23 protein-coding genes are annotated in these 23165 nt (G+C 38.6%); 14 read left to right on the top strand and 9 right to left on the bottom strand.

The genetic code is table 11. The features are described from left to right. Nucleotide 1 precedes the first annotated feature (1 nt). The 7 genes from G7074_RS12890 (at nucleotide 2) to G7074_RS12865 (ending at nucleotide 4396) form a co-directional block, all read left to right on the top strand. A complete protein-coding gene (locus G7074_RS12890) occupies nucleotides 2-391 on the top strand; it encodes an STAS/SEC14 domain-containing protein (RefSeq protein WP_124561551.1) in 390 nt (129 codons plus the stop codon). 157 nt (nucleotides 392-548) lie between these two features. Next, nucleotides 549-2312, top strand: coding sequence for a beta-N-acetylhexosaminidase (locus G7074_RS12885; RefSeq protein WP_240916533.1), 1764 nt, complete (start codon nucleotides 549-551; stop codon nucleotides 2310-2312). After that, on the top strand, nucleotides 2297-2497 hold the full coding sequence (locus tag G7074_RS27210) for an FN3 associated domain-containing protein (RefSeq protein WP_370526648.1): 201 nt from the start codon (nucleotides 2297-2299) through the stop codon (nucleotides 2495-2497). Before G7074_RS12885 ends, G7074_RS27210 begins: the two co-directional genes overlap by 16 nt. A gap of 1 nt (nucleotide 2498) precedes the next feature. After that, a complete protein-coding gene (locus tag G7074_RS12880; RefSeq protein WP_124561549.1) occupies nucleotides 2499-2891 on the top strand; it encodes an ACT domain-containing protein in 393 nt (130 codons plus the stop codon). Beyond that, nucleotides 2891-3361 (top strand): CYTH domain-containing protein, encoded by a 471-nt coding sequence (locus tag G7074_RS12875; protein WP_166208713.1) that lies wholly within the window; start codon nucleotides 2891-2893, stop codon nucleotides 3359-3361. The genes G7074_RS12880 and G7074_RS12875 overlap by 1 nt, the downstream gene beginning before the upstream one ends. A gap of 139 nt (nucleotides 3362-3500) precedes the next feature. Continuing rightward, nucleotides 3501-3965, top strand: coding sequence for a BON domain-containing protein (locus tag G7074_RS12870; protein ID WP_124561547.1), 465 nt, complete (start codon nucleotides 3501-3503; stop codon nucleotides 3963-3965). Nucleotides 3966-3973: 8 nt separating this feature from the next. Next, nucleotides 3974-4396, top strand: a complete 423-nt coding sequence (locus G7074_RS12865) for an SH3 domain-containing protein (protein ID WP_124561546.1) — start codon at nucleotides 3974-3976, stop codon at nucleotides 4394-4396. A gap of 44 nt (nucleotides 4397-4440) precedes the next feature. Here the strand turns inward: G7074_RS12865 and G7074_RS12860 are convergent, their stop codons facing one another. The 4 genes from G7074_RS12860 to G7074_RS12845 form a co-directional block, all read right to left on the bottom strand. Continuing rightward, complete coding sequence (locus tag G7074_RS12860) at nucleotides 4441-5067, bottom strand: response regulator transcription factor (protein WP_166208710.1); 627 nt, start codon at nucleotides 5065-5067, stop codon at nucleotides 4441-4443. 499 nt (nucleotides 5068-5566) lie between these two features. Beyond that, nucleotides 5567-6535: an FKBP-type peptidyl-prolyl cis-trans isomerase gene (locus G7074_RS12855; protein WP_124561544.1), complete on the bottom strand. Its 969-nt coding sequence runs from the start codon at nucleotides 6533-6535 to the stop codon at nucleotides 5567-5569. A gap of 152 nt (nucleotides 6536-6687) precedes the next feature. Then, entirely contained in the window at nucleotides 6688-7686 is a 999-nt protein-coding gene (locus G7074_RS12850) for an FKBP-type peptidyl-prolyl cis-trans isomerase (RefSeq protein WP_124561543.1), read from the bottom strand. Between the two features lie 46 nt (nucleotides 7687-7732). Beyond that, a complete protein-coding gene (locus tag G7074_RS12845; RefSeq protein ID WP_124561542.1) occupies nucleotides 7733-8743 on the bottom strand; it encodes a bifunctional oligoribonuclease/PAP phosphatase NrnA in 1011 nt (336 codons plus the stop codon). 119 nt (nucleotides 8744-8862) lie between these two features. Between G7074_RS12845 and G7074_RS12840 the strand changes: the two genes are divergently transcribed. From G7074_RS12840 to G7074_RS12830, 3 genes are all read left to right on the top strand, one after another. Further along, complete coding sequence (locus tag G7074_RS12840; protein ID WP_025144153.1) at nucleotides 8863-9282, top strand: nucleoside-diphosphate kinase; 420 nt, start codon at nucleotides 8863-8865, stop codon at nucleotides 9280-9282. Between the two features lie 217 nt (nucleotides 9283-9499). Continuing rightward, the gene (locus G7074_RS12835; RefSeq protein ID WP_124561541.1) at nucleotides 9500-10267 is read left to right on the top strand and encodes an FKBP-type peptidyl-prolyl cis-trans isomerase; all 768 of its coding nucleotides are present in this window, start codon (nucleotides 9500-9502) and stop codon (nucleotides 10265-10267) included. Between the two features lie 223 nt (nucleotides 10268-10490). After that, the gene (locus tag G7074_RS12830) at nucleotides 10491-10667 is read left to right on the top strand and encodes a hypothetical protein (RefSeq protein ID WP_199748394.1); all 177 of its coding nucleotides are present in this window, start codon (nucleotides 10491-10493) and stop codon (nucleotides 10665-10667) included. A gap of 83 nt (nucleotides 10668-10750) precedes the next feature. On the opposite strand, the gene G7074_RS12825 is transcribed toward G7074_RS12830, so the two are convergent. Then, entirely contained in the window at nucleotides 10751-11041 is a 291-nt protein-coding gene (locus G7074_RS12825; protein WP_124561540.1) for a DUF721 domain-containing protein, read from the bottom strand. Further along, entirely contained in the window at nucleotides 11034-12137 is a 1104-nt protein-coding gene (locus G7074_RS12820) for a DNA replication/repair protein RecF (RefSeq protein ID WP_124561539.1), read from the bottom strand. The genes G7074_RS12825 and G7074_RS12820 overlap by 8 nt, the downstream gene beginning before the upstream one ends. Nucleotides 12138-12259: 122 nt before the next feature. Between G7074_RS12820 and G7074_RS12815 the strand changes: the two genes are divergently transcribed. Together G7074_RS12815 and G7074_RS12810 are read left to right on the top strand one after the other, a co-directional pair. Next, complete coding sequence (locus G7074_RS12815) at nucleotides 12260-12652, top strand: hypothetical protein (protein WP_124561538.1); 393 nt, start codon at nucleotides 12260-12262, stop codon at nucleotides 12650-12652. A gap of 122 nt (nucleotides 12653-12774) precedes the next feature. Continuing rightward, on the top strand, nucleotides 12775-13440 hold the full coding sequence (locus G7074_RS12810) for a tetratricopeptide repeat protein (RefSeq protein WP_124561537.1): 666 nt from the start codon (nucleotides 12775-12777) through the stop codon (nucleotides 13438-13440). A gap of 513 nt (nucleotides 13441-13953) precedes the next feature. Here the strand turns inward: G7074_RS12810 and pth are convergent. The 3 genes from pth to G7074_RS12795 form a co-directional block, all read right to left on the bottom strand. Beyond that, nucleotides 13954-14514, bottom strand: coding sequence for an aminoacyl-tRNA hydrolase (pth, locus tag G7074_RS12805; RefSeq protein ID WP_124561536.1), 561 nt, complete (start codon nucleotides 14512-14514; stop codon nucleotides 13954-13956). Nucleotides 14515-14712: 198 nt separating this feature from the next. Next, the gene (locus G7074_RS12800) at nucleotides 14713-15297 is read right to left on the bottom strand and encodes a 50S ribosomal protein L25/general stress protein Ctc (RefSeq protein ID WP_124561535.1); all 585 of its coding nucleotides are present in this window, start codon (nucleotides 15295-15297) and stop codon (nucleotides 14713-14715) included. Nucleotides 15298-15463: 166 nt separating this feature from the next. Further along, nucleotides 15464-16405, bottom strand: coding sequence for a ribose-phosphate pyrophosphokinase (locus tag G7074_RS12795; protein ID WP_039479579.1), 942 nt, complete (start codon nucleotides 16403-16405; stop codon nucleotides 15464-15466). Nucleotides 16406-16774: 369 nt separating this feature from the next. Here G7074_RS12795 and G7074_RS12790 point away from each other — a divergent pair, with 369 nt between their 5' ends. Then, nucleotides 16775-19801, top strand: coding sequence for a DUF2723 domain-containing protein (locus G7074_RS12790; protein ID WP_166208707.1), 3027 nt, complete (start codon nucleotides 16775-16777; stop codon nucleotides 19799-19801). A gap of 217 nt (nucleotides 19802-20018) precedes the next feature. Then, nucleotides 20019-23060, top strand: coding sequence for a DUF2723 domain-containing protein (locus G7074_RS12785; RefSeq protein WP_166208704.1), 3042 nt, complete (start codon nucleotides 20019-20021; stop codon nucleotides 23058-23060). The last annotated feature ends 105 nt before the right edge of the window (nucleotides 23061-23165 follow it).

The following is a 23165-nucleotide window of genomic DNA, read 5'->3' as shown; positions in this document are numbered from 1 at the left end:
AATGGAGAACAATTTAGATAATCAATTTGTTGAAGGCGAAATTGCCGATTACCTGCTAACTGACACGGGCATACTGGTTGCTTACAGTAAAAGTATTTTACGTACGGTAGCAAACATTAAGGCCAATGTTGCGCTGGTTAAGAAAATTACCAACAACAAGAAAGTGCCACTGTTAATTTATCTAAAAAACTCTCCGGTACCCGATAAAGCAACCCGAAAATTTTCGACCGAACAGTTGCCTAATATTTATACTGCAATGGCCATGGTTTCGAAACCCGGCTTGGCGCAACTTATAATGAGACTGCTCTTTAAATTTCAAAGCCCTCCTATTCCCATAAAATCGTTTACTGATGATGAAAAAGCCAAAGAATGGCTGACCCGTTTTTTGTGAAATACAATTCTGCGGTAATCAACGAAATCTGCGGGAGCCCTTAATGCTCCATTCCCCCTACCTTTCACATTTCTCCTAGCACAAACACCTCCGATTAAAATCTTTTTAATAAATTGCAGGTTAATACTTATTCGGTTAATCCGCAGTTATTTATTTAATGAAAAAAATATTCCTGATTATCACCTGCTGCCTCTTTACTGCCAGCACTTTCGCCCAAAATATTGTTTCTGAAACTGAAAGCGGCGACGCAGAAGGCACCATTGTTCAAACTCCTTGTGCCATTATTCCGGAGCCGGTATCGCTAATGAAAAAGGCCGGTACATTTACTTTACCTGAAAATGTAATTATACAAACCACCAAAAGTGCAGAGCTAAAGCAATCTATTGCTTATTTATCAGATCGGATTACAACCGCTACCGGAAAATTTGTAAGCACTTTAAGTAATTCAACCCACCCTACTATTAAACTTATCCTAAACACGCAAGATGATGCACAACTGGGAGCAGAAGGATATAAGCTGAATGTAAATCCTACACAGATAGTTATTACGGCAAACAAGCCTGCAGGCATTTTCTATGGTGTGCAGTCGTTATTACAGCTCTTCCCTGCCGAAATAGAAAGTAAAGAACAGGTAAATGATATTAAATGGAAAGCACCCTGCGTTGATGTGGTAGATTACCCCAAGCTAGGCTGGCGGGGCTTAATGTTTGATGTTGCCCGTCACTTTTTTACCAAGGAGGAAGTAAAGCAGTTTATTGATGGCATGGTGCGTTACAAGTTTAACCTGCTACACTTACACCTCGCCGATGATGAAGGCTGGCGCATTGAAATTAAAGGTTTGCCTAAATTAACCGAAATAGGTGCATGGAATGTTAAAAAAACAGGAACTTTTGGCGATTTTATTCCACCAACTGCTGATGAACCCCGCACATATGGCGGCTTTTATACACAAGAAGACATTAAAGAACTGGTGCAATACGCACAAGAGCGTTTTGTAAACATTTTGCCCGAAATTGATGTACCAGGGCATAGTTTAGCTATCATTGCCTCCTATCCCGAGCTATCGTGCACGCCGGATGCGGTGAATTATAAAGTACGTTCAGGCGAAAAAATAATGGACTGGAGTCGTGGAGCACCACCGATAGCCCTGATTGATAATACACTTTGTCCGGCCAATGAAAAAGTTTACACCTTTTTAGATACCGTAATTACTCAGGTTGCACAACTTTTCCCTTTCGAATACATCCACATGGGGGGCGATGAAGCCTCGCATAATTTTTGGGAAAAAAACGATCAGATTAAGCAACTGATGCAAAGAGAAGGTTTAAAAACCATTCCACAGGTTCAGGCTTATTTTGAAAAACGTGTAGAGCAGATTGTAATGGCCAAAGGAAAAAAATTTATGGGCTGGGACGAAATCTTAGAGGGTGGTGTATCACCCACAGCAGCAGTAATGAGCTGGCGGGGCATGAAATACGGCATACAGGCTGCTAATGATAAACATAATGTGGTAATGAGCCCAACCGATTTTGCTTACCTGGATTACATGCAGGCCGATGCCATTACAGAACCTAAAGTTTACGCTTCGCTTAGGCTAAACAAAGCCTACCAGTTTAACCCTGTTCCGGCGAGTGTAAATGCACAGTATGTTATTGGTGCACAAGCCAACCTTTGGACCGAGCAGGTTTTTACATTCCGCCAGGTAGAATACATGGTTTGGCCACGTGCTTTTGCCATTTCAGAATCGGCATGGAGCCCGATTGAGAAGAAAAACTGGATTAATTTTGTTGACCGTACCCAGCAGCATTTTAAACGTTTGGATTTTGCCGAAATTAAGTACTCGCCTGCTATTTACGACCCTATTTTTACCGTAAAACGTAGTGCCGATAAACAGTTAATGGTAGAATTAACCCCGAAATAGACGGACTGGACATTTACTATAGTTTTGATAACTCGACACCTGATCGTTTTTACCCTAAATATACCACCGCGCTACAAGTTCCAAAAGATGCCAGTATGCTGCGGGTAATTACATATCGTGGTAAACAACCTATCGGAAGATTGATCAGTATGCCGGTTGCCGATTTACAGAAAAGAACGAGATAAAATGACAGGCGAAAAAAGTTTGGAAAAGCTGTTGAAAACAATGAAACCAGTACATAATCCTGGCGAATTTGTATTTTGCAAGGTTGAAAATCTAAATGCAATAGATGTCAACCTTGCGGTTTGCCTATTCAAAGAAGAAGAAGCAACTACAATAATTTTAAAGAAAGAAATTGCTGATCAATTGGGTTTAGAATACGATTTTATCGCCTCGTGGATCACATTAACAGTACACTCTTCTTTAACAGCCGTAGGCTTAACAGCAGCTTTTTCTACTGCACTATCAGAACATGGCATAAGCTGCAATGTAGTCGCAGCCTATTATCACGACCATATATTTGTAGATTTGAAAGATACTGTGGCAGCCATGGATATTTTAAAACAACTCTCCGAATAATGGGAAAAGAAATAGAGCGCAAATTTTTAATCAATCAACAAAAGTGGGATAGCCTGAGCAAACCAGCTGGAAAGCTGGTTAGACAAGGTTATTTGCTTACCGATAAAAATAAAACAGTGCGTGTAAGGGCAACAGAAGCAAAAGGCTTTTTAACCATTAAAGGGCAAACGGTTGGCACAACCCGTTTAGAATATGAATATGAAATTCCGCTTACCGAAGCCGTAGAATTATTAGATCACTTCTCGCAAGCTGAACTTTCTAAAACACGATATGAGATTGCGTTTGAAGGGAAAGTGTGGGAAGTTGATGTATTTTCGGGCCATAACGAAGGTTTAATTGTTGCAGAAATAGAGCTGGAAAGCGAAACGGAAACATTTAACCTGCCCGACTGGGTAAGCAAAGAAGTTACCGAAGAAGAAAAATATTATAATTCGAACCTCACCATCACTCCTTTTAAAAACTGGATTTAACAGTTTATTTAAATTTTATTTACAAATGAGTTAAACGTATTTCATATATTAGATTAATCGGATTCATCCCCGCCGATAAATAGTTATTTTAGTTTCAATATCTTGAATTTCAAATAATATCAATATAAACCCCAAAAGGATGAAAACAACTAAGTTATTAATGAGTATGGTTATTGCAGCTACGCTATTTTTTGCTGGCTGTAAACCGAAAGATGCTGCCATTCAGGCCGCGATCCAGGCCAAAGAAGCTACAGGTATTACGGTGGCCGTTACTAAAGGCGACGTAACCTTAACGGGTGTAGTTGATGATGAAGCTGCAAAAGCCAAAGCAGAAGAAATTGCAAAAGCAGAAAAAGGAGTAAAATCTGTAATCAACAGCTTAACCATTAAAACTGTAGAAGCACCTGTGGTTATTTCAGAAGATCCTGTTCTGATTAAAAATGTTGCCGATGCTACCAAAGATTTCCCAACGGTGAAAGCTGAGGTTAAAGATGGTGTGATTGTGCTAACAGGCGAGCTTAAAAAAGCTTCACTAATTACATTAATGCAGCATTTGAGTGCATTAAAACCAAAAAAAATCGACAATAAACTAATCATTAAATAACCTAGGCCATGGCATTAGAAGATAAATACAAAGCATTAACTGACGCAGCAACTGCAGCAGGTATAGCAGATTTAGCCGTAAGGGAACAAGACGGGGTTTTATATATAGATGGAACTGCAGCTGATGGAGCCACTAAAGATTCCCTTTGGGAAGTTTACAATCAGATTGATCCAAACTTTACTTCAGGTGATCTTGTTCTGAATGTAAATGTAGCCATTGATGCTGCCGTTACCCATGCAAAAGTGGTTACAGAAAGCAGCAATTTAAATATCCGCAAGGGCCCGGGCACCGATCAGCCCATTGTAGGTAAGGCTGCCCATGGCGAGGTAATTACCCTGGTAAACAGAAGCAATGATTTGTGGTGGCTGGTAAGAACCAATGATGGTGAAGAAGGTTATTGCTATGCACAATACTTAGAAGCTCAGGCTTAAAATATAATAGCCCTCATAGATGTAAAACTATGGGGGCTTATTTCTTAAATCAGCTGGTGTTCGTGCGCGAAATTCAACAAACCAACAATAGATTTTACCCCGGTTTTGCGCCAAATATTTTTACGGTGAGTTTCTACTGTATGTTCCGAAATAAAAAGCATTTTTCCAATGTCAGCTGAGGTATGCTCTTTTGCAATCAACCTGATAATTTCTACTTCCCGTGGAGATAAATTATTGATGGCAATTACATGGTTTTCTTTTTGGTAACCATTAATAAACTTATTGGCCACAGAACTTTGTATATAGGTTTCGCCATGCATTACTTTATTAATGGCCTTATGCAACTCGGTGTGTTTTACATCTGCCAGTAAATATCCTTTAATTCCTGCTTTCAACTTGGCCGAAATACTGTTAAAATCATCTTGTACCGACAATACAATAACTTTCAAGGCAGGAAATTCTCTTGTAATCATCCCCAATAACTCAGCTCCTTCCTTTTCGTTACTACTAAAATTTACGATCACAACATCAGGTGCCTTTAACTGAATAGTCTTTTGATTTGCAGCCATTAAAGTTACATTCCCAACCACCTCTACTCTGTTTAATATTTTTTCTACACATCCCATTAACGTGTACGCGTCATCAACCAGAAAGACCTTAATCTTTTGCATAAAGTTTAGTTTAGCTATTTATCTCTTAATAACTTGCTTTATCAATAATAGTTTGAATCAAACTGACAATTATCAATTTACATCTCTTCTCAATGACAAAAACAATTCATCAAAAGCCATAAATTTTATGTTTTTAGATAGGATAGGCAGTAATGTGATTTTAGCAGGCAACAATATGTGGTGCATATCTTGCCGATCAAATTGAAAGATACTTTTTACATTCAGCAGAGAACCTCTCAAAATCCTTCTTTGCGGCCTGTGGTAAACCGGCACGTATACCAAATTAAAAGCTATACTAAGCAGTAAGCTTTTTAGGCCCAGAAACAGAATAACAAAGTTTGAGCGCATCATGATAAATGGAATAATTAAAATTTCATTTCAACTAATTTAATGAATTATTTAATTATCTGCTATAGTTTTGCAATTTCCAACGCATAAAAAAAGCACAAAGAATAACTCAAAATTGAGGTTCCTTGTGCTTTCAGGCTTTATTGTGGTTTTATTTACTTAAAGGCAGCGCAACACCAGGCTTAATTATACCTTTTAGTGCTACATCGAATACCAATGGCGTAAAAGGGTTAATGGGCCCGCCGCCATTTTCGCCAAAGCCTAAGCGCGATGGTAAAATCATTTTAATTTTACCCCCCACCCCAATTAACTGGATGCCTTGTACAACACCCTGAGGCAACTGGCCTAAAGGTAATTTACGGGGAATGTACTGTACACTTTCTGAAAAAACGCCTGCTTCTTTGGCTATCCTGGCATCAGAAGTATCGAAAACATTAATGCTCCCGTTCGATTTTTTATTGGTAAACTGTCCGGTATAGTCAATTAATACCGTATCTGTTAAAACAGCCCGTTCAGCATTGCCCGGAGCAGCAATTACATATTGCAATCCTGATGGTGCAGTAGTAACTTTAAGTTGGTTATCGGCAATGTATTTAGCTATTTTAGCTGGCTCTACTACTTTATTTTTCTCATTTAAGGCTTTGTACTCTGCCTCGAAGAAAAGTCGTTTTTTAGCATCAAAAATCGAATCTGCATCATTCCCTTTGTGTAATACCTTCTCAATTTTAATGGTAAAGGATGCAATATTAGATTTTAAACCTTTTGGTTTCGGTTGGCCTGAATATTTCTCCATCGAATCTAAATTTAATTTAAAAACAGCACTATCGCCCTCACCCAATAGTTTTAGCCCTGAAGCCAAATCTCCCTTAAACATCGATTTACTGATAGCAAAAAAAGCAGGGCGTTCATTGTCGTAAGTATTTACCATTACCGAATCGGGATTGGTATTGGTTTCTACGGTTTGTACACCGTTTAGTTTTACATAGTCACCGTCCTGGATTTTTGGCTTACCGTCACTTTTATAGATTTTGTAAGTCATATCGCCTTCGCCTTTTTCGAATTTGTTACAGGCCGAAAGGCCCAAGGCTACCGCCAATAGCATTATAATTCCTTTTTTCATTTTCATTAATCGGTATAAATCCCTACAAAGATAGACTATAATAAGCTTCAATAAATCGTAGAAATGTTTTATTTCGTTGCTATCACAAAAAAACGACCAAAAAAAATCCTGCTTAAATAAATAAGCAGGATTTTCTAATCTGATATTATAAATTATTTTTTAACTATTGGAGCAGGCATTTGAACCGGAGGTTGTACCGGTGCTGGCTTTCCTTTAATAATATCTTTAATTTCCAATTCGAAAGCAATTGGGCTAAATGGCATAATACCAACTTGTGGAGCTCCTTGCTCGCCATAACCTAAGTTAGAAGGGATAATAACTTTGATTTTACCACCTTTACCAATTAATTGTAAAGCTTCGGTAAATCCAGGAATTGTACCACCTACTGGCATTTTTTGAGGGCCGTAAGGTTTACCTGGTTTAAATTCATTTTCAGCTTTAGCTAATTTCTCATCGCTGGTATCAAAGATTTTGTATTTACCATCTTTGTTCTTTTTAGTAACTCTACCAGTATAATCAATTAATACAGTATCGCCAAGTGCTGGTTTTTCTGCACTACCTGCGTTTTCGATAATGTAATGTAAACCGCTTGCAGTAGTTTTGGTAGTTAATTTATTATCGTCGATATAAGCTTTTAATTTAGCAGGCTCAGCAGCTTTCTTTTTATCAGCTGTTGCTTTGTAATCAGCCTGGAAAAATTCAGAAGCTCTTTTGTTGAAAGTAGAATCTGCTTCACCAGTTTTTTTCTTGAATACTTTTTCGATTTTTACCGTGAAAGTAATGTATTTATCGTTTTTAAACTGCTCTGGTTTTGGTTGTTTGCTATGGAAAGCCATAGTATCCAAATTCACTTTAAAAGTTGCACTATCACCTTCTCCGAACAAAGTTAACACATCATTCATATCACCAGCATACATTTTCTTTTGTGCAGGAAAAACTGCAGGAGTTTCGCTGTCAAAAGTGCTTGATAATACTGAGTCTTTATCGTTTTTCTGAATGAAATTCATTTTAACGATATCGCCTTCTTTAATTTTTTCGTTACCTGCTGAGTTGTGAATGGTATACAATAACCCTCCAGCTCCCTTTTTCTCTTTGTTACATGCTGCTAAGCCTAAAGTGGCTGCTGCTAGAATAATAATTCCCTTTTTCATTTATTTAATTTGACTTTTTAAGTTTTGATTGTTTTATTTCTGCCTTTTAGGCTAGCAATTGTTCTTTATAATTTTCTAATATCGATTTAAATTCTGAAACTACAGCATCTAACGGTTTTTCTGATGCTCCACCGGCGGCATTTCTGTGCCCTCCGCCATTAAAATACTTTTTACAGATTTCGTTGGCCGGAAAATCGCCTGTTGACCGCACAGAAAGCTTTACTTTATCGGTACGTTCTACAATGAGTGCTGCCAAACGGATGCCATTAATAGAAAGTGCATAGTTTACTACCCCTTCCGTATCGCCGGTAATGCTATGGTATTGCGCCAGTTCCTCTTTAGTAACCGAAATAATGGCCGTGTTGTAATCTCTTAAAACCTCCAGTTTATTAGATAGGCAGTAACCTAAAAAGCGCAGGCGGTTTTCGCTTGAGTTATCGTAAACCAACTCATGAATTTTTGATTGATCGGCTCCCAAATCGATTAGGTTTGCGGCAATACGGTATACAGTTGATGTTGCTGATGAGAAACGGAACGACCCCGAATCGGTCATGATACCGGTGTACAGGCAAGAAGCTACGTCTTTATTGATTAGCTCGCCATCCTGTAACTGATTTACAATAAATTCGTACACCAATTGCGCAGCAGCACAGGCATTAATATCCCAGCAGCGGTAATCGTCAAAATCCTCAGGCTCTAAATGGTGATCGATCATGATCTTTTTAGCACTTGCAGCCCTAACCAACTCGCCTAGTTCGTTAATACGGCTTAAGGTATTAAAATCAAGGCAAAAAATAATCGATGCTTCTTCTACTAACCTGGCCGCTTCTTCTTGCTGCTCGGTAAAAATAATTACATCACCGTTGTTTGGCATCCAATGTAAAAAAGCAGGATAATCGGTAGGTGTAACTACTTTAACATGATGCCCCTTCTGAATTAAATATCCATATAAACCAAGAGATGAGCCCATTGCATCACCATCGGGTTTATGATGCGTAGTAATTACAATGCGCTGTGGCGAAGCCAGTAATGTTTTTAATTCGGGTAGTGTAAGCATATATTTTTTGCGCTGCAAAGCTAAGTAATTTTTAATATTAAATAAGGTGTATTTACGCTTATCCTTTTATATTCATCAATTAAAACGTATTTTTGCAGAAAAATTGATATCAAAGCACAATGAGCACTAACAGAACTTTTACCATGATTAAGCCAGATGCAGTAGCAAACGGCCATATCGGATCTATTATTAACGACATTACTAATGCAGGTTTTAAAATCATTGCATTAAAATATACTAAGCTTACTGATGAAACTGCTGGTCAGTTTTATGCAGTACATGCTGAGCGTCCTTTCTACAAAGATTTAGTTAGCTTCATGTCTTCAGGACCAATTGTTGCTGCTATTTTAGAAAAAGACAACGCCATTGAAGATTTCAGAAAATTGATCGGTGCTACCAACCCTGCAGAAGCTGCAGAAGGTACTATCCGTCAGAAATATGCTAAATCAATCGATGCTAATGCTGTTCACGGTTCAGATTCTGACGAGAATGCAGAAATTGAAGGAAACTTTTTCTTCAAAGCAGACGAGCGTTTCTAATTTCTGATGTAAAATACAAACAATGAAACCTCGAATTTTTCGGGGTTTTATTGTTTTAGCATTTTTGTATCTTTCGTGCTTTAAAATAGTTACTATCCTTTAACCTGTTGAAAATAATTACACCATAAAACAATCAGTGAAACCATCATGATTTACTAATAATCAAAAACTAAGAAATCATGACAGCTTCATCACAAATGAAAACAAATTAATACGAATGAAAAGAATTTTCTTAGTGGCATGTCTTTCGGGCATTGCTGTTGCATCTTTCGCACAAACCAAAACTGCAGCAAAAAAATCGGTTGCAAAAAAAACAACCACAGTAAGTAAAACCTCAACGGTTACTGCATTAAAATCTACTTTAGACTCTACCAGTTATGCCTTTGGTACTTCAATTGGTGCGGGCTTAAAAACTACCGGATTATCAACATTAAATTACGAGGCCTTATTAAAAGGCTTAAAAGATGCATTTACAGGCGGTAAAGTTGTACTAAACCAACAACAGGCACAACAATGTATTAACGATGCATTGGCTAAAGCCTCGGCAGTAAAAAACAAGGCAGAAACTGAAGCAAATAAAATTAAATACGCACCAATTATGAAAGAAGGACAAGATTTCTTAGAACAAAACAAAAAACGTGCTGGCGTACAAACCACAGCAAGCGGCTTACAATACGAAGTTTTAACTGCTGGTACAGGAGTTAAGCCAGTAGCTACCGATTCGGTATTGGTACACTATAAAGGTACATTATTAAACGGAAAACAGTTTGATAGCTCTTACGACAGAGGCGAACCAATTTCTTTCCCACTAAATGCTGTTATTGCTGGTTGGACTGAAGGTGTTCAATTAATGCCTGCAGGTTCGAAATATAAATTTTATATCCCTTACAACCTGGCTTACGGAGCACGTGGTGCAGGTGCAGATATTCCACCTTACAGCGCTTTGATTTTTGAGGTAGAGCTGTTGAAGGTAAACGGTAAATAAAACATGATGTAAGATGGGGGATGAAAAATATAAGATTAATCCATCTTCCTGATCGTCATTTCGTTTGAAGCAAAGCAACAAATGAAATGACGTTTTTTTTTGCCCTAAACTCAGCACTTAGCCCAATCTGATGGTGACATCTGATGCCACCGCAAGAACGATTATTGAAACGCCGCAAAACTTTCTTAACTATTTGATGTTCCTATTAAAAATCAACATCAATATGAAAAAGATATTCCCAATAGCATTAATTGCACTTTTGTGCACTACCTTAAGCAGCTGCGAGTTGGTAGAAGGTATATTTAAAGCCGGCGTATGGTCGGGTATTATTATTGTAGTAGTAGTGGTTGCACTGTTAATCTGGATATTATCCAAAGTATTTGGCGGGGGGAAAAGTTAGTTTTGACTTCGGAGTCTGGAGTCTTCAGTCCATAATCCGAAGTCTTTCAGGGTATAGGTAAAAACCTATGCCCAACATTTTTATTATAAAAATATCATTTCTGTAATCACTTCGCTTCCAGCGTGTTCATTCAATTTTTGGATAATACCTTGGCGCACTAAGATCAGTTCATTTTTAATCACTGAGGATTCGATCCTTAAAAAAAGCTTTTTATCGTGAATATAAATCTGCTTGGTACGGTTGGCAATGGCAGTACCCATAATTTCAGGCCATACCGATAGAATGGAAGTTTCATCGAACTTTCGGCGTATACGATACACATCAAGCATTTTGCTTATGGCATCTTTTAAGGTAACATCGTTAGGTTTACGCATTTTCTATAGTTCCATTATCAACTTCAAACAAAGTTACATCAACTTCTATTTTTTCGAAAATCGATTTTACTCTTTCTTTTCCGGTATCGGTTATAAATATCTGTCCAAAATCATGATGCGATACCATTTGCATTAATTTTTGAACGCGGTTATCATCCAGCTTATCAAATATATCATCTAATAAGAGTAAAGGTTTAAACCCTTTGTTTTTGGCAAGGTAGGCATACTGCGCCAATTTTAAGGCAATTAAAAAGGATTTCTGCTGTCCCTGCGAACCGAATTTCTTTAGTGGCATATTGCTGATTACGAAAGCCAGTTCATCTTTATGTATACCTGTGGTGGTACGTTCGAGTACGCGGTCTTTCTCCACCGATTTTTTCAACAAATCTTCAAAAGTCGCATCGTTGAGCTGCGATTGGTAATTCAGTTCTACCACTTCCTTGTTTTCGGTAAGGTAAATGTAATACTGGTTAAACATTGGGATAAACTCATCCATAAATGCCTTACGGGTACCGAATATCTTGTTGCCAGCCAACACCAGCTGCTCATCTAAAATTTCGAGCAATGCAGGATCGTATCTGCGCGTAATGGCAATCTGTTTCAATAAAGCGTTGCGGTTAGCTAAAATACGGTTATAGGTAATCAGCTGATCGAGATAATGTCCGTCGGTTTGCGAGATTACGTTATCGATAAACTTTCTGCGTTCTTCACTCCCTTCCATAATCAGGTTCACATCGTATGGCGACACCATTACCACGGGAAACAAGCCAATATGATCGGCCAGTTTATCGTATTCTTTTTTATTGCGTTTAAACTGCTTTTTCTGATTGCGTTTTACCCCGCAAGAAATTTTTTCATTCTTCTCACTGCGGTCAAAGTCACCCTGAATCATAAAAACCTCTTCGCCTGTTTTAATCTGCTGGGTATCGATTGGGTTAAAATAACTTTTACACAGGCACAGGTAGTGGATGGCATCGAGCATATTGGTTTTGCCCGATCCATTATTACCCGTAAAAACATTTACCGTTTCCGAAAAACGGAGACCGGCGTCGGTATAGTTCTTGAAATTGAGCAGGGTAATATTTTTTAACCACATAAATATGTCACAAATTTACCGTTTTTTAGCCGCTTAACATTCATTGTTTAAAATTAACGTTAATTACATTTAAAAATATTGTACTTTCATAGCAAGGAAAAATTTCAATGGTTGCACAAAAAATGTTAGAAGGAAATGTTCTGTGGTCCTACGATCATGAACTGACCAATGAAAAGGGTACTGGCTGGATTAAAAAATTAGCCGGTTTATTTTCATTTTTAAAGCCGAGACACAAACACGAAGGTAATATATTGCTTGCCTCGAACGGGATTTTTATTACGGGCGACGAGCAGCTGGAAGTGCCTTTATCGAATATAGAAGAAGTTTATATGGGTTTCGACGAGCTGTTTCCGGCTTCAGCCATCAAAAACTTTGGCTTATTCTGGCAGCCTATCCGCATCCGCTCAACCATCAGTCGTTCGGAAAGCCAAACAGTTTACCTGGTAATTAACCGTACAGGTATTTTTAGCGACAACCAAACATGGTTTAACACGCTAATTAGCCTGCTCCGTTAATTGTGACGGACATTTTGCACTTTTGCCCCCTAAATAACTAATGTTTAATTAAATACTTCAAAATAAAGATTGATACTTTGATTGAAAAATGTATTTTTGCAATCTTAATTTTTTAAACAAACATGTCTACAACAGATAATCAGACAATTCAACCGACTAAAAAAGGTTCATTTTTACAAGAGAATAATAAGAGCTTACTTTTTATAGCAGGCGCTGTAGTTGTATTAGTTCTAATCTACCTTTGGTATCAGGGCGTGTACTTAAAAGGCCGTGCTGAAGAAGCAGCGAGCAAAATGTACAAAGCAGAGCAATATGTTGGTGTAGATTCATTATCGAACAAAGCCGTTAAAGGCGAAAGTGGTTATCCGGGTTTTGAGCAAATTGCTAAAGAATACGATAACACCAAATCGGCAAACTTAGCAAACCTTTATTTAGGTGGTATTTATTTACGTAAAGGCGAGTTTAAACAAGCAGTGGAATCGTTAAGCAAATATAGCGCTACTGGTAGCCCGGTTGCTGATCCCTTAGCTTTAGGCTTATTAGGCGATGCTTACAGCGAGTTAAAGGATTATAAACAAGCAGCTACTTACTATAAAAAAGCAGCTGATAAAGCGAGTAAATTTACTTCGCCAATGTTTTTAAAGAAATTAGGATTAGTTAACGAAAACCTTAAAGATTTTAAAGGCGCTGTTGATGCTTACACTAAAGTAAAAACACAATACCCTGAAAGTGCAGAAGCACAGTTAATTGATGCGTATATTGCAAGAGCACAAGAGCAAGTTAAATAATCATTAACTATATTTTACTTAAAAGATCATCGAAAGATGGTCTTTTTTTGTTTCGTCTCATTCCATCCGATAGCTCCAATAGGGCGCGATCTGTTCCAGCTTTATATCAGTGGCGAAATGCCTACCCGTAAAGATGGAGGAGATCTGTTTCTTTTTTTTGGAAATCAATTGAAGATGCTTTTGGCCTGGTTCAGTCCCGCTCTTCGTTTTTTCCGGCGCTGATTTACCTGGTAAAACAAGTTGTTAATGAAGAAGCCCCCGAACCACTTCAATCAGGTTTAAGGAGCAAAGTCAGTAGTGCTATTTGGGGTTGCATGGTGACAGAAAGATTTAACGCAATCTTAAGAATAGTTTAGTATTGATAATCCTTCGCCATTTGCAGAGCAAAAAAGCATAGTAACTGAAACCTAGTTCCTATAACTTTTAAAGGTGGAGGTGCTGAAATAAATTCAGCATGACGGATTGGAATAACTACCAGTTAACCGATCTAAACAATTAACCAGTTAACCTAAATTATTTATTAAAAGCCGTCATAGTGTGAGCCGGGCCAACGGTAACAAAACTCTTAATCAGGTCTACGCTTTTATCAATTAACGCAGGAAGTTCTAACTGCTCGTTTTTATCAAATAAACCCAACACGAAATCTACCTGGCGGCCTTTTGGATAGTCGCTACCGATACCAAAACGTAAACGTGCGTAGTTTTGCCCGCCGCAAACCTCTTCTATGCTTTTAAGACCGTTATGGCCTGCGCTTGAGCCTTGTAGTTTTAATCTCAGCTTACCCAGTGGCAATGCCAGGTCATCAACAATCACCAGCACGTTTTCGGGCGCTATTTTAAGCTCTTTCATCCAATAGTTTACCGCTTTACCACTTAGGTTCATAAAGGTAGTTGGCTTAATTACATGTAGCTTCTTGCCTTTAAAACCCACTTCTGCATAATAAGCCAGGCGGATATTATCAAAGCTTCCGTTTAAGCCCTTAACCAGTTCATCGGCAATATCAAAACCAATGTTGTGTCTGGTATGCGCATAATCCGGACCGATATTCCCTAAGCCTACGATAAGATATTTCATGGCGCAAAGATAAAATGTTTAATGGAAGATGGAAAACAGATCATGGAAAGCTGGGCGATTAGCATTAAGTATTTGGCGGAAGATTAAGCTTAAAGCGAAAAGACCAAAGAATAAAGCTCAAATAATAAAAAATCAATAAAATAAAAAAGCGGTAAAGAATTACTTCTCTACCGCTTCCAGTATCTGTGAAATCAGCTACTATTTTTTACCTTTAGCAGCTTCAGTTTCTGCTTGTTTTAATGCTCTTGACATTGCAACAGAAACGATAGTATCTTCAGGAGTGTTAGTGATTACGTATTTATCACCTGAAAGGTCACGAACACGGAATAAACTACCTACTTCTAATTTCTCTAAGCTTACTTCTACGTTTTGTGGCATGTTAGCTGGTAACGCTTTAACACGTAGTTTACGTAATTTCTGGATTAATTTACCCCCCATTTTAACACCTGGAGAAGTTCCGGTTAATTTAACAGGGATTTCCATAACGATTTCTTTCTCGTCGAATAATTGAAGAAAATCGATGTGTAATAATACGTCGGTAAGTGGGTGAAACTGAGTATCTTTAACGATAGCTTTAGTTTTAGTACCGTTGATGTCGATCTCCACAAAGTTCACTTCCGGGGTATAAATAACGTCTCTTAAGTCGGCAATAACTACAGCAAAATGTTGTTGTTCTTTACCACCATACAATACCGCCGGAACTTTACCTTCGTAACGAAGTTCCTTGGCATCGCGTTTCCCTACGTTCTCTCTTGGAGAACCGCTAATTGCGATTGTTTTCATTTTTATTTTCTATTTATTTATTAGTATTAAGTATAGGTAATTTGTATCAAGACTTAAAGCTTTCTACGCATCACTTTCTACCTTTATTATTCTCTTTTTTGTTTAATTGGTTAACTGAGCACAAAATCTACAATTAACCGATTAACCAGTTTATACAATTAACCGACTATACTCTAAACAGATCGCTAATTGAGCCGTGTTCGTTTACATTGGCAATTGCCCTTGCAAATAAACTTGCTGTACTTAGCACTCTAATTTTCGGGCTTTCCTGTTTTAAAGGAATAGTATCGGTAACAATTAACTCGGTTAATACCGAATTTTCTACCGTTTCAATAGCTTTACCTGATAATACAGCATGTGTACAAACCGCTCTAACACTCGCAGCACCATTTTCCATAATCAAAGCCGCAGCTTTTGATAAAGTTCCTGCTGTATCGCAAATATCGTCGATCAATACAACGTCCTGTCCCTGCACATCACCAATAATCGACATCGATTCGATTTCGTTGGCACGTTTACGGCGTTTATCACAAATAATTACCTCTGCATTAAAAAACTTGGCAAATGTACGTGCCCTGTACGAACCACCCATATCAGGCGATGCGATAGTTAAGTTTTTTAAGCCTAGGCTTTTGATATAAGGCACAAAGATAACCGAGCCGTCTAAGTGATCAACCGGAATATCGAAGAAACCTTGTATCTGTGCAGCATGTAAATCCATCGTCATGATGCGGTGAATACCTGCCGACTTTAATAAGTTAGCCACCAGTTTAGCACCAATAGCCACACGTGGTTTATCTTTTCTATCCTGACGGGCCAAACCATAGTAAGGAACTACAGCAGTAATGTAATGTGCTGATGCTCTTTTAGCGGCATCAACCATTAACAAAAGCTCCATTAAGTTATCGCTAGGCTGGTAAGTAGACTGGATTAGAAAAACATCACTACCACGAACTGATTCATCGAAAGAAGGCTGAAATTCGCCATCACTGAATTTGTGAATGGTTACGTTACCAAGTGGTTTGCCGTAATGTTCGGCAATCTTAAGTGATAATCCCTTAGAACCTGTTCCGGAAAAAAGTTTAACCGGGTTGAACTGCAATGGCATGGGTCCGTGTAGTTTGCTGTTAAAAAAAATCGGATCATGTCTGTTTAAAACATGATCCGACGTTAAATTTCTGTTGTCCGACCTGGATTCGAACCAAGACAAACGGTACCAAAAACCGTTGTACTACCCTTATACTATCGGACAAAAACTTCTCGAAGATATTTCCTCGAAAGGGAATGCAAATGTAGGAAGCTTATTTCAAATTTGCAAGAGTGATTTTAAAATATTTTTAATTTCTTTCCCGCTCTTCCTGATTGCGATGCAAAGATAAAAAAATCATCATATAGCGTGCAACATTTTCTTTTTTTCTGCGACTTTTTTTACTACGAACCACTTAAATCATTTATTATCAAAGACTAAATTTTCACTATGAATTACTCGAGGATTAACACCATTGGGGGCTGGCTATGCTTCATTGTTGCCGCAACCACCTACATTTTAACCTTAGATCAATCTGTAAGTTTCTGGGACTGTGGCGAATTCATCGCTTCGGCCTTCCGGATGGAGGTTGTACACCAGCCTGGCGCACCAATGGTATCGATGATCCAGCGATTATTTTCTACGCTTGCCCTAGGTGATAAAACCAAAATTGCCTATTTTATGAATGTAGCTTCGGCATTGGCCAGCGCAGGTACTATTTTATTCCTGTTTTGGACCATTACTGCCCTCGCTAAAAAAACCATTATTAAAAAAGGTGAAGCCATAAGCGCTCAAAAAATAATCAGCATAATGGGCGCAGGTCTGGCTGGTGCATTGGCTTATGCCTTTTCTGATAGCTTCTGGTTCTCTGCAGTAGAGGCTGAAGTTTATGCCTTGTCGTCGCTCTGTACCGCAATCGTATTCTGGGGTATCTTAAAATGGGAATCGCAGGCCGATGAACCTAAGGCAGACCGCTGGTTATTGTTTGTAGCTTATATCATGGGGCTTTCAATCGGTGTGCATATTCTAAATTTACTTACCATCCCTGCCTTAATATTTGTTTACTATTTTAAAAAGCACCCATCGCCAAAATGGCAAAATATTGCAAAAGTATTTTTTATTTCTATCGCAGTATTGGCTGTTGTACAATTTGGCCTGATCCAATATCTGGTGGCCACTGCAGCCAAATTTGATTATTTCTTTGTAAATACTTTAGGTTTTGGATTTGGAACCGGTGTAATGCTCTTTGCTATTTTGCTTATCGGAGGACTCGTATATGGTATCCGCTATTCCATCCTTAAAAACAAAAGGGCCTTAAACTTAATCCTATTATTTACTGTATTGCTCTTATTCGGTTACAGTTCTTTTGCGCTTTTAATTATCAGGGCACAGGCCAAACCCAATTTAAATAATACCGATCCCGAAAATGTGTTTAACTTTTTAAGCTATGTAAACCGTGCCCAATATGGCGACAGGCCTTTGTTGTATGGCGAGAATTACAATTCGGAAAAGATCGACATTAAAGAAACCGGACAGTTATATAGAAGAGGAGAAAAAAAATACGAATCGGCGGGAACCAGATCTGAATATGTTTTCGGCGAGAAAACCCTTGCACCGCGCATGTACAGCGATAAACCTGAGCATGTTAAATTTTATAAAAATTACATGGGCTTTGACGATACGCATAAGCCAACCTTAATGGATAACCTGAAATACATGTTTTCTTTCCAAACCGGCCAAATGTACATGCGCTACTTTATGTGGAATTTTGTAGGCAGGCAGGATAATGAAGATGGCCAGTTTGGTGGCCGCCCAGGCACCTGGTTAAGCGGCATTAAACCTATAGATGCCATCCGATTAGGCGACCAGAAAAACCTGCCACCATCGATTGCAGAAAACAAATCCTATAACCGTTTCTTCTTTTTGCCTCTAATTATCGGGCTAATCGGTGCTGTTTGGCACTTTAAACGCAACCAGAAAGATGCTGGTGTTGTTGGGTTAATGTTTGTTTTTACCGGCATTGCCATTGTAGTGTATTTAAACTCGGTTCCAATTGAGCCGCGCGAAAGAGATTATGCCTATGTAGGTTCGTTTTATGCTTTTGCCATCTGGATTGGCCTGGGTGTATTCGGGTTAAAAGATTGGGCGTTTAAAAAGCTAACGCCTGTAAGGGCAAGTATCTTCGCCTCCATTATCGCTTTATTTGCTGCACCACTTATTATGGCCGAACAAGGCTGGGATGACCATAACCGATCGGATAGTCATGTAGCCCACGATATGTCGGTTAATTACTTAAAATCGTGCGCACCAAACGCCATCTTATTCACTTATGGTGATAACGATACCTACCCGGTTTGGTACGCACAGGAAGTCGAAAACATCCGTCCGGATGTACGCGTAGTAAACCTAAGCCTGTTTACAGCCGACTGGTATATTGACGGGATGCGAAGGAAACAAAACCAATCGGAGCCCCTGCCCATTACTTTGACACCTAACCAATATGTAGCCGGAACACGCGACATTATGTATTACCAGGATTATAAAATTGCACAGCGTATTGAGCTGAAAGAAATCCTAGATGTACTGCTATCGGATAACGACGCGGATAAGGTAACCATGAACGATGGTTCAAAATACAATGTGTTGCCAACCAAAAACCTGAAACTTTCGGTAAGTCCGCAGCAGGTTTTAGATACAGGCACGGTACCCAAAGAGGATGCAGGCAAAATTGCCGATAGCATGGAGTGGACATTTAACCAGAATTACGTGACCAAAGGCACGCTGGCTTTATTTGATATTCTGGTACACAACAACTGGAAACGCCCGATTTATTTTACCGGAGCAATGCCTGATGAGCAATATGTAGGAATGAATAAATACCTATACTCGGAAGGACTGAACAAAAGGTTATTGCCTTTAAAACCAGATACGGCAATTGAACAAGATTTTGACCGCATTAACATTAAACCTTTATACAACAACCTGATGAACGTTTATGGTTATGGTAACATTAAAAATGCCAGCCATTTAGACAGACAGTCATCAGATGATGTAACCATGTTATCGAACATGTTTAACGGTTTATTAAATGGCCTGATAAACGAAGGTAAAATTGCGGAAAGCAAAAAGGTAGCCAATAAATTTATGGACGTGATTCCCACTAAATTTTACAGCATGCGCCAGGTAATGAGCACCTATTATTTTACAGAAAGCCTGTACCGTTTAAACGACCTTAATCGGGCAAATGAAATGATTAGAAAAACAGCTGATTATGTAAATAAGGAACTCACGCATTTGGCAGATGTTTCAGAAAGCAAAAACCAGCTCGCTGCAGAGCAGGATGTGCGCTTTTATCTGGCCTATTTAGGGCAAATGGTAAAACTTACAGAAGCCTTTAAACAAGACGGGTTAAGCAAAAACCTCGAAAAACAATATAACAACCACATTATCAGGTTTACCCCATTTGCAACGGGCTAAGCTAAAAACAGTTCAAATTTTAACCCACGGGCAGATTTTACATTTCAGGCCCGTGGTTTTTTATTTTCCGGATTGGCCAAAATCCTTGAAGTGAACGGGATTAAGGCGTTAAATTTTGTTAAATCAATCTAAAAAATTACCTGTTTTATCGACTAGAATAGTTAATTTCGGCAGCATTTTTATGTAAAAACAATTTTTAATATCATTAAACAAACCAATGAATTATTCAAAAGTTAATAATATAGTAGGCTGGATCTGCTTTTTAATTGCTACAATAACTTACGTTTTAACCCTCGAGCCTTCCGCTAGCTTCTGGGATTGCGGCGAATTTATCGCATCAGCATTCAGGATGCAGGTAGTTCACCAGCCAGGTGCACCTTTATTCCTAATGATCCAACGTTTCTTCTCTATTTTTGCCACCGGCGATTTAACCCGGATTGCTTACTGGATGAACGTAGGTTCTGCGGTTTCGAGCGGGGCAACTATTTTATTCTTATTTTGGACAATCACTGCGCTGGCTAAAAAAACCATTGTTAAAGCTGGTGAAGAACTTACCAGTGGTAAACTGATCAGTATTATGGGTGCCGGAGCTGTTGGCGCACTAGCCTATACTTTTTCTGATAGTTTTTGGTTTTCGGCAGTTGAATCGGAGGTTTATGCGCAGTCGTCGTTATTTACTGCGATCGTTTTCTGGGCTATCCTTAAATGGGAAGCACATGCCGATGAGCCAAGAGCCGATCGCTGGTTGCTGTTCATCGCCTATATTATGGGTTTATCAATCGGTATCCACTTATTAAACTTATTAACTATCCCTGCGCTGGCTTTTGTTTATTATTTCAAAAGAACTGATAAAGCTACTACAGGTGGTATTTTTAAAACCTTAATTGTTGGTATTTTAATTTTGGCTGTTATCCAGTATGGAATTATCCAATACCTGGTTTCGTTCGGTGCATATTTCGATTTATTCTTCGTAAATACATTGGGCATGGGCTTTGGCACAGGGGTTTTATTCTTTGCCATTCTATTAATCGGCGCCTTGGTTTGGGGTATTCGTTATTCGATTAAACACCAAAAGAAACTTTTAAACTTAGGTTTAATTTCTACAGTACTGATTATTTTCGGTTATGCATCATTTTCGATGATCATTATCAGGGCTAAAGCAGATCCTAACTTAAATAACAGTGCTCCTAAAGATGCTTTCTCTTTCTTAAGCTACCTGAATCGTGAGCAATACGGCGACAGACCTTTGGGTTATGGCCCTAACTATAACTCAGAAAGAACAGGTGTAACTGAAGGAAAAACCATCTGGAGAAAAGGAAAAGAAAAATACGAAGTAGCCGGCAAAAAAACCGATTACGAGTACAACAACAATACTTTGTTGCCACGCATGTATAGCGATGACCCTAAACATGCCCAGTTTTACAAAGAATGGATGCATTTAGACGATTCTAAAACACCAAACCTGGTAGATAACGTAGGTTTCTTAGCCAGCTATCAGATTGGTTATATGTACATGCGTTACTTTTTCTGGAATTTTGTTGGTCGCCAAAATGATGAGCAAGGTCAGGGTAGCGGTTTTGAAGGAGAGTGGATTAGTGGCGTTAAACCTATCGATACATGGTTACGCGGCAATCAAAGTAACTTACCACCATCAACCATTGATAACAAAGCTTATAACCGTTTCTTCTTTTTACCTTTAATTATGGGCATTATAGGTGCCTTATGGCACTTTAAGCGCAACCAAAAAGATGCAGGTGTAGTTGGCTTGTTATTCTTCTTTACAGGTATTGCCATTGTATTATATTTAAACCAGAAGCCTCTTGAGCCGCGCGAAAGGGATTATGCTTACGTAGGCTCTTTCTATGCTTTTGCCATATGGATCGGTTTGGGTGCGCTCGCCCTCAAAGAATGGGTATTTAAAAAATTAACACCAACTGCCGGTGCCATTGGTGCAACAGTAATTGGTTTATTGGCTGCACCGGTTATTATGGCCGAGCAAGGCTGGGATGACCATGACCGTTCTACCAAACTGGTTCCACATGATATTGCTTTAGATTACCTGCAATCATGTGCGCCAAATGCTATTTTGTTTACGTATGGCGATAACGATACCTATCCGTTATGGTATATTCAGGAAGTAGAAAATGTGCGTCCAGATGTGCGTATTGTAAACCTGAGTTTATTTGATACTGATTGGTACATTAATGGCTTACGTCAAAAGCAAAATGAGTCGGCTCCATTGCCAATTACCATGAAACCTGAACAATATGTACAGGGCGAGCGCGATGTAATGCCTTACGATGATTATAAACTTGCAGGCAACGTTGAGCTTAAAAACGTGGTTGACTTGTTATTATCAAACGATGAGAGCGATAAAGTACCAATGCAGGATGGATCGAAATCTAACTTCCTACCAACCAAAAACTTTAAAATTACGGTAGATCCGCAGCAGGTAGTAAGCACCGGAACAGTTTCGGCGGCAGATGCTTCGAAAATTACCACCGAAATGGACTGGAAATTTAACAAAGGTTATGTTACCAAAGGAACTTTAGCGATGTTCGATATCCTGGCGCACAACAACTGGAAACGTCCGATTTATTTCGCTTCTACAGTACCTTCTGAGCAATACAACGGTTTAGACAAGTATTTATACAGCGAAGGATTAGCATTGCGTTTATTGCCATTCAAAGCTGATACGACCTCAACAGATGAACGTCCGGAGCAGTTAAATACACCAGCTTTGTACAATAACGTGATGACTAAATTTAAGTGGGGTAACATGAAAACCGCTAAATATTTAGATCCACAATCATCTGATGATACTTTTATCTTCACCAACATTTTCAGCAGCTTAACCAGCAGCCTGATTAAAGATGGTAAAATAGCAGAAGCTAAAAAAGTTGTAGATAAATATTATGAGGTAATGCCAGATAAATTCTTCGGGATCCGTACAGTAGTAGTGAAGTTCTACATGGCCGAAAATTTATATAAACTAGGTGAAACAGCCAGAGCGAACGATATTTTAGAAAAATCGGGTGATTACATCACTAAGGAATTAAATTACCTGGCCGATATTTCTGAATCGAAAAAAAGCTTAACAGGCTCGCAGAATATTCAAACAGGCTTGTATTATCTGGATAGGATGATTAAAACCAGTAAGGCAGCTGGTCAGGATAAATTGAGCGACAAGCTTCAAAAAACATTTAACACATTGGAAGGTCGTTTATCGATGTTCTTCCCGCAACAAGGTCCGCAATAGTAAGGGGATTCTAAAAATAGTTTACAAGCAGCTGCATTAATTTGTAGCTGCTTTTTTATTTATATCAAATACGTTCGCTTGCGCTCATTTCTAATGAGTGCATAT

The organism is Pedobacter sp. HDW13, assembly GCF_011303555.1.
In the GTDB taxonomy this organism is placed as follows: domain Bacteria; phylum Bacteroidota; class Bacteroidia; order Sphingobacteriales; family Sphingobacteriaceae; genus Pedobacter.
The sequence above is the reverse complement of the archived record's forward strand: the minus strand, read 5'-3'. Positions and strand labels throughout refer to the sequence as shown.

Coding starts and splice junctions, on each gene's coding strand:
- G7074_RS12885 (WP_240916533.1), top strand. CDS start 549: ATGAAAAAAATATTCCTGATTATCACCTGCTGCCTCTTTACTGCCAGC.
- G7074_RS12860 (WP_166208710.1), bottom strand. CDS start 5,067: ATGCAAAAGATTAAGGTCTTTCTGGTTGATGACGCGTACACGTTAATG.
- G7074_RS12785 (WP_166208704.1), top strand. CDS start 20,019: ATGAATTATTCAAAAGTTAATAATATAGTAGGCTGGATCTGCTTTTTA.
- G7074_RS12855 (WP_124561544.1), bottom strand. CDS start 6,535: ATGAAAAAAGGAATTATAATGCTATTGGCGGTAGCCTTGGGCCTTTCG.
- G7074_RS12795 (WP_039479579.1), bottom strand. CDS start 16,405: ATGCCATTGCAGTTCAACCCGGTTAAACTTTTTTCCGGAACAGGTTCT.
- G7074_RS12890 (WP_124561551.1), top strand. CDS start 2: ATGGAGAACAATTTAGATAATCAATTTGTTGAAGGCGAAATTGCCGAT.
- G7074_RS12800 (WP_124561535.1), bottom strand. CDS start 15,297: ATGAAAACAATCGCAATTAGCGGTTCTCCAAGAGAGAACGTAGGGAAA.
- G7074_RS12840 (WP_025144153.1), top strand. CDS start 8,863: ATGAGCACTAACAGAACTTTTACCATGATTAAGCCAGATGCAGTAGCA.
- G7074_RS12850 (WP_124561543.1), bottom strand. CDS start 7,686: ATGAAAAAGGGAATTATTATTCTAGCAGCAGCCACTTTAGGCTTAGCA.
- G7074_RS12845 (WP_124561542.1), bottom strand. CDS start 8,743: ATGCTTACACTACCCGAATTAAAAACATTACTGGCTTCGCCACAGCGC.
- G7074_RS12830 (WP_199748394.1), top strand. CDS start 10,491: ATGAAAAAGATATTCCCAATAGCATTAATTGCACTTTTGTGCACTACC.
- G7074_RS12810 (WP_124561537.1), top strand. CDS start 12,775: ATGTCTACAACAGATAATCAGACAATTCAACCGACTAAAAAAGGTTCA.
- G7074_RS12870 (WP_124561547.1), top strand. CDS start 3,501: ATGAAAACAACTAAGTTATTAATGAGTATGGTTATTGCAGCTACGCTA.
- G7074_RS12815 (WP_124561538.1), top strand. CDS start 12,260: ATGTTAGAAGGAAATGTTCTGTGGTCCTACGATCATGAACTGACCAAT.
- pth (WP_124561536.1), bottom strand. CDS start 14,514: ATGAAATATCTTATCGTAGGCTTAGGGAATATCGGTCCGGATTATGCG.
- G7074_RS12790 (WP_166208707.1), top strand. CDS start 16,775: ATGAATTACTCGAGGATTAACACCATTGGGGGCTGGCTATGCTTCATT.
- G7074_RS12820 (WP_124561539.1), bottom strand. CDS start 12,137: ATGTGGTTAAAAAATATTACCCTGCTCAATTTCAAGAACTATACCGAC.
- G7074_RS12835 (WP_124561541.1), top strand. CDS start 9,500: ATGAAAAGAATTTTCTTAGTGGCATGTCTTTCGGGCATTGCTGTTGCA.
- G7074_RS12825 (WP_124561540.1), bottom strand. CDS start 11,041: ATGCGTAAACCTAACGATGTTACCTTAAAAGATGCCATAAGCAAAATG.
- G7074_RS12880 (WP_124561549.1), top strand. CDS start 2,499: ATGACAGGCGAAAAAAGTTTGGAAAAGCTGTTGAAAACAATGAAACCA.
- G7074_RS12875 (WP_166208713.1), top strand. CDS start 2,891: ATGGGAAAAGAAATAGAGCGCAAATTTTTAATCAATCAACAAAAGTGG.
- G7074_RS12865 (WP_124561546.1), top strand. CDS start 3,974: ATGGCATTAGAAGATAAATACAAAGCATTAACTGACGCAGCAACTGCA.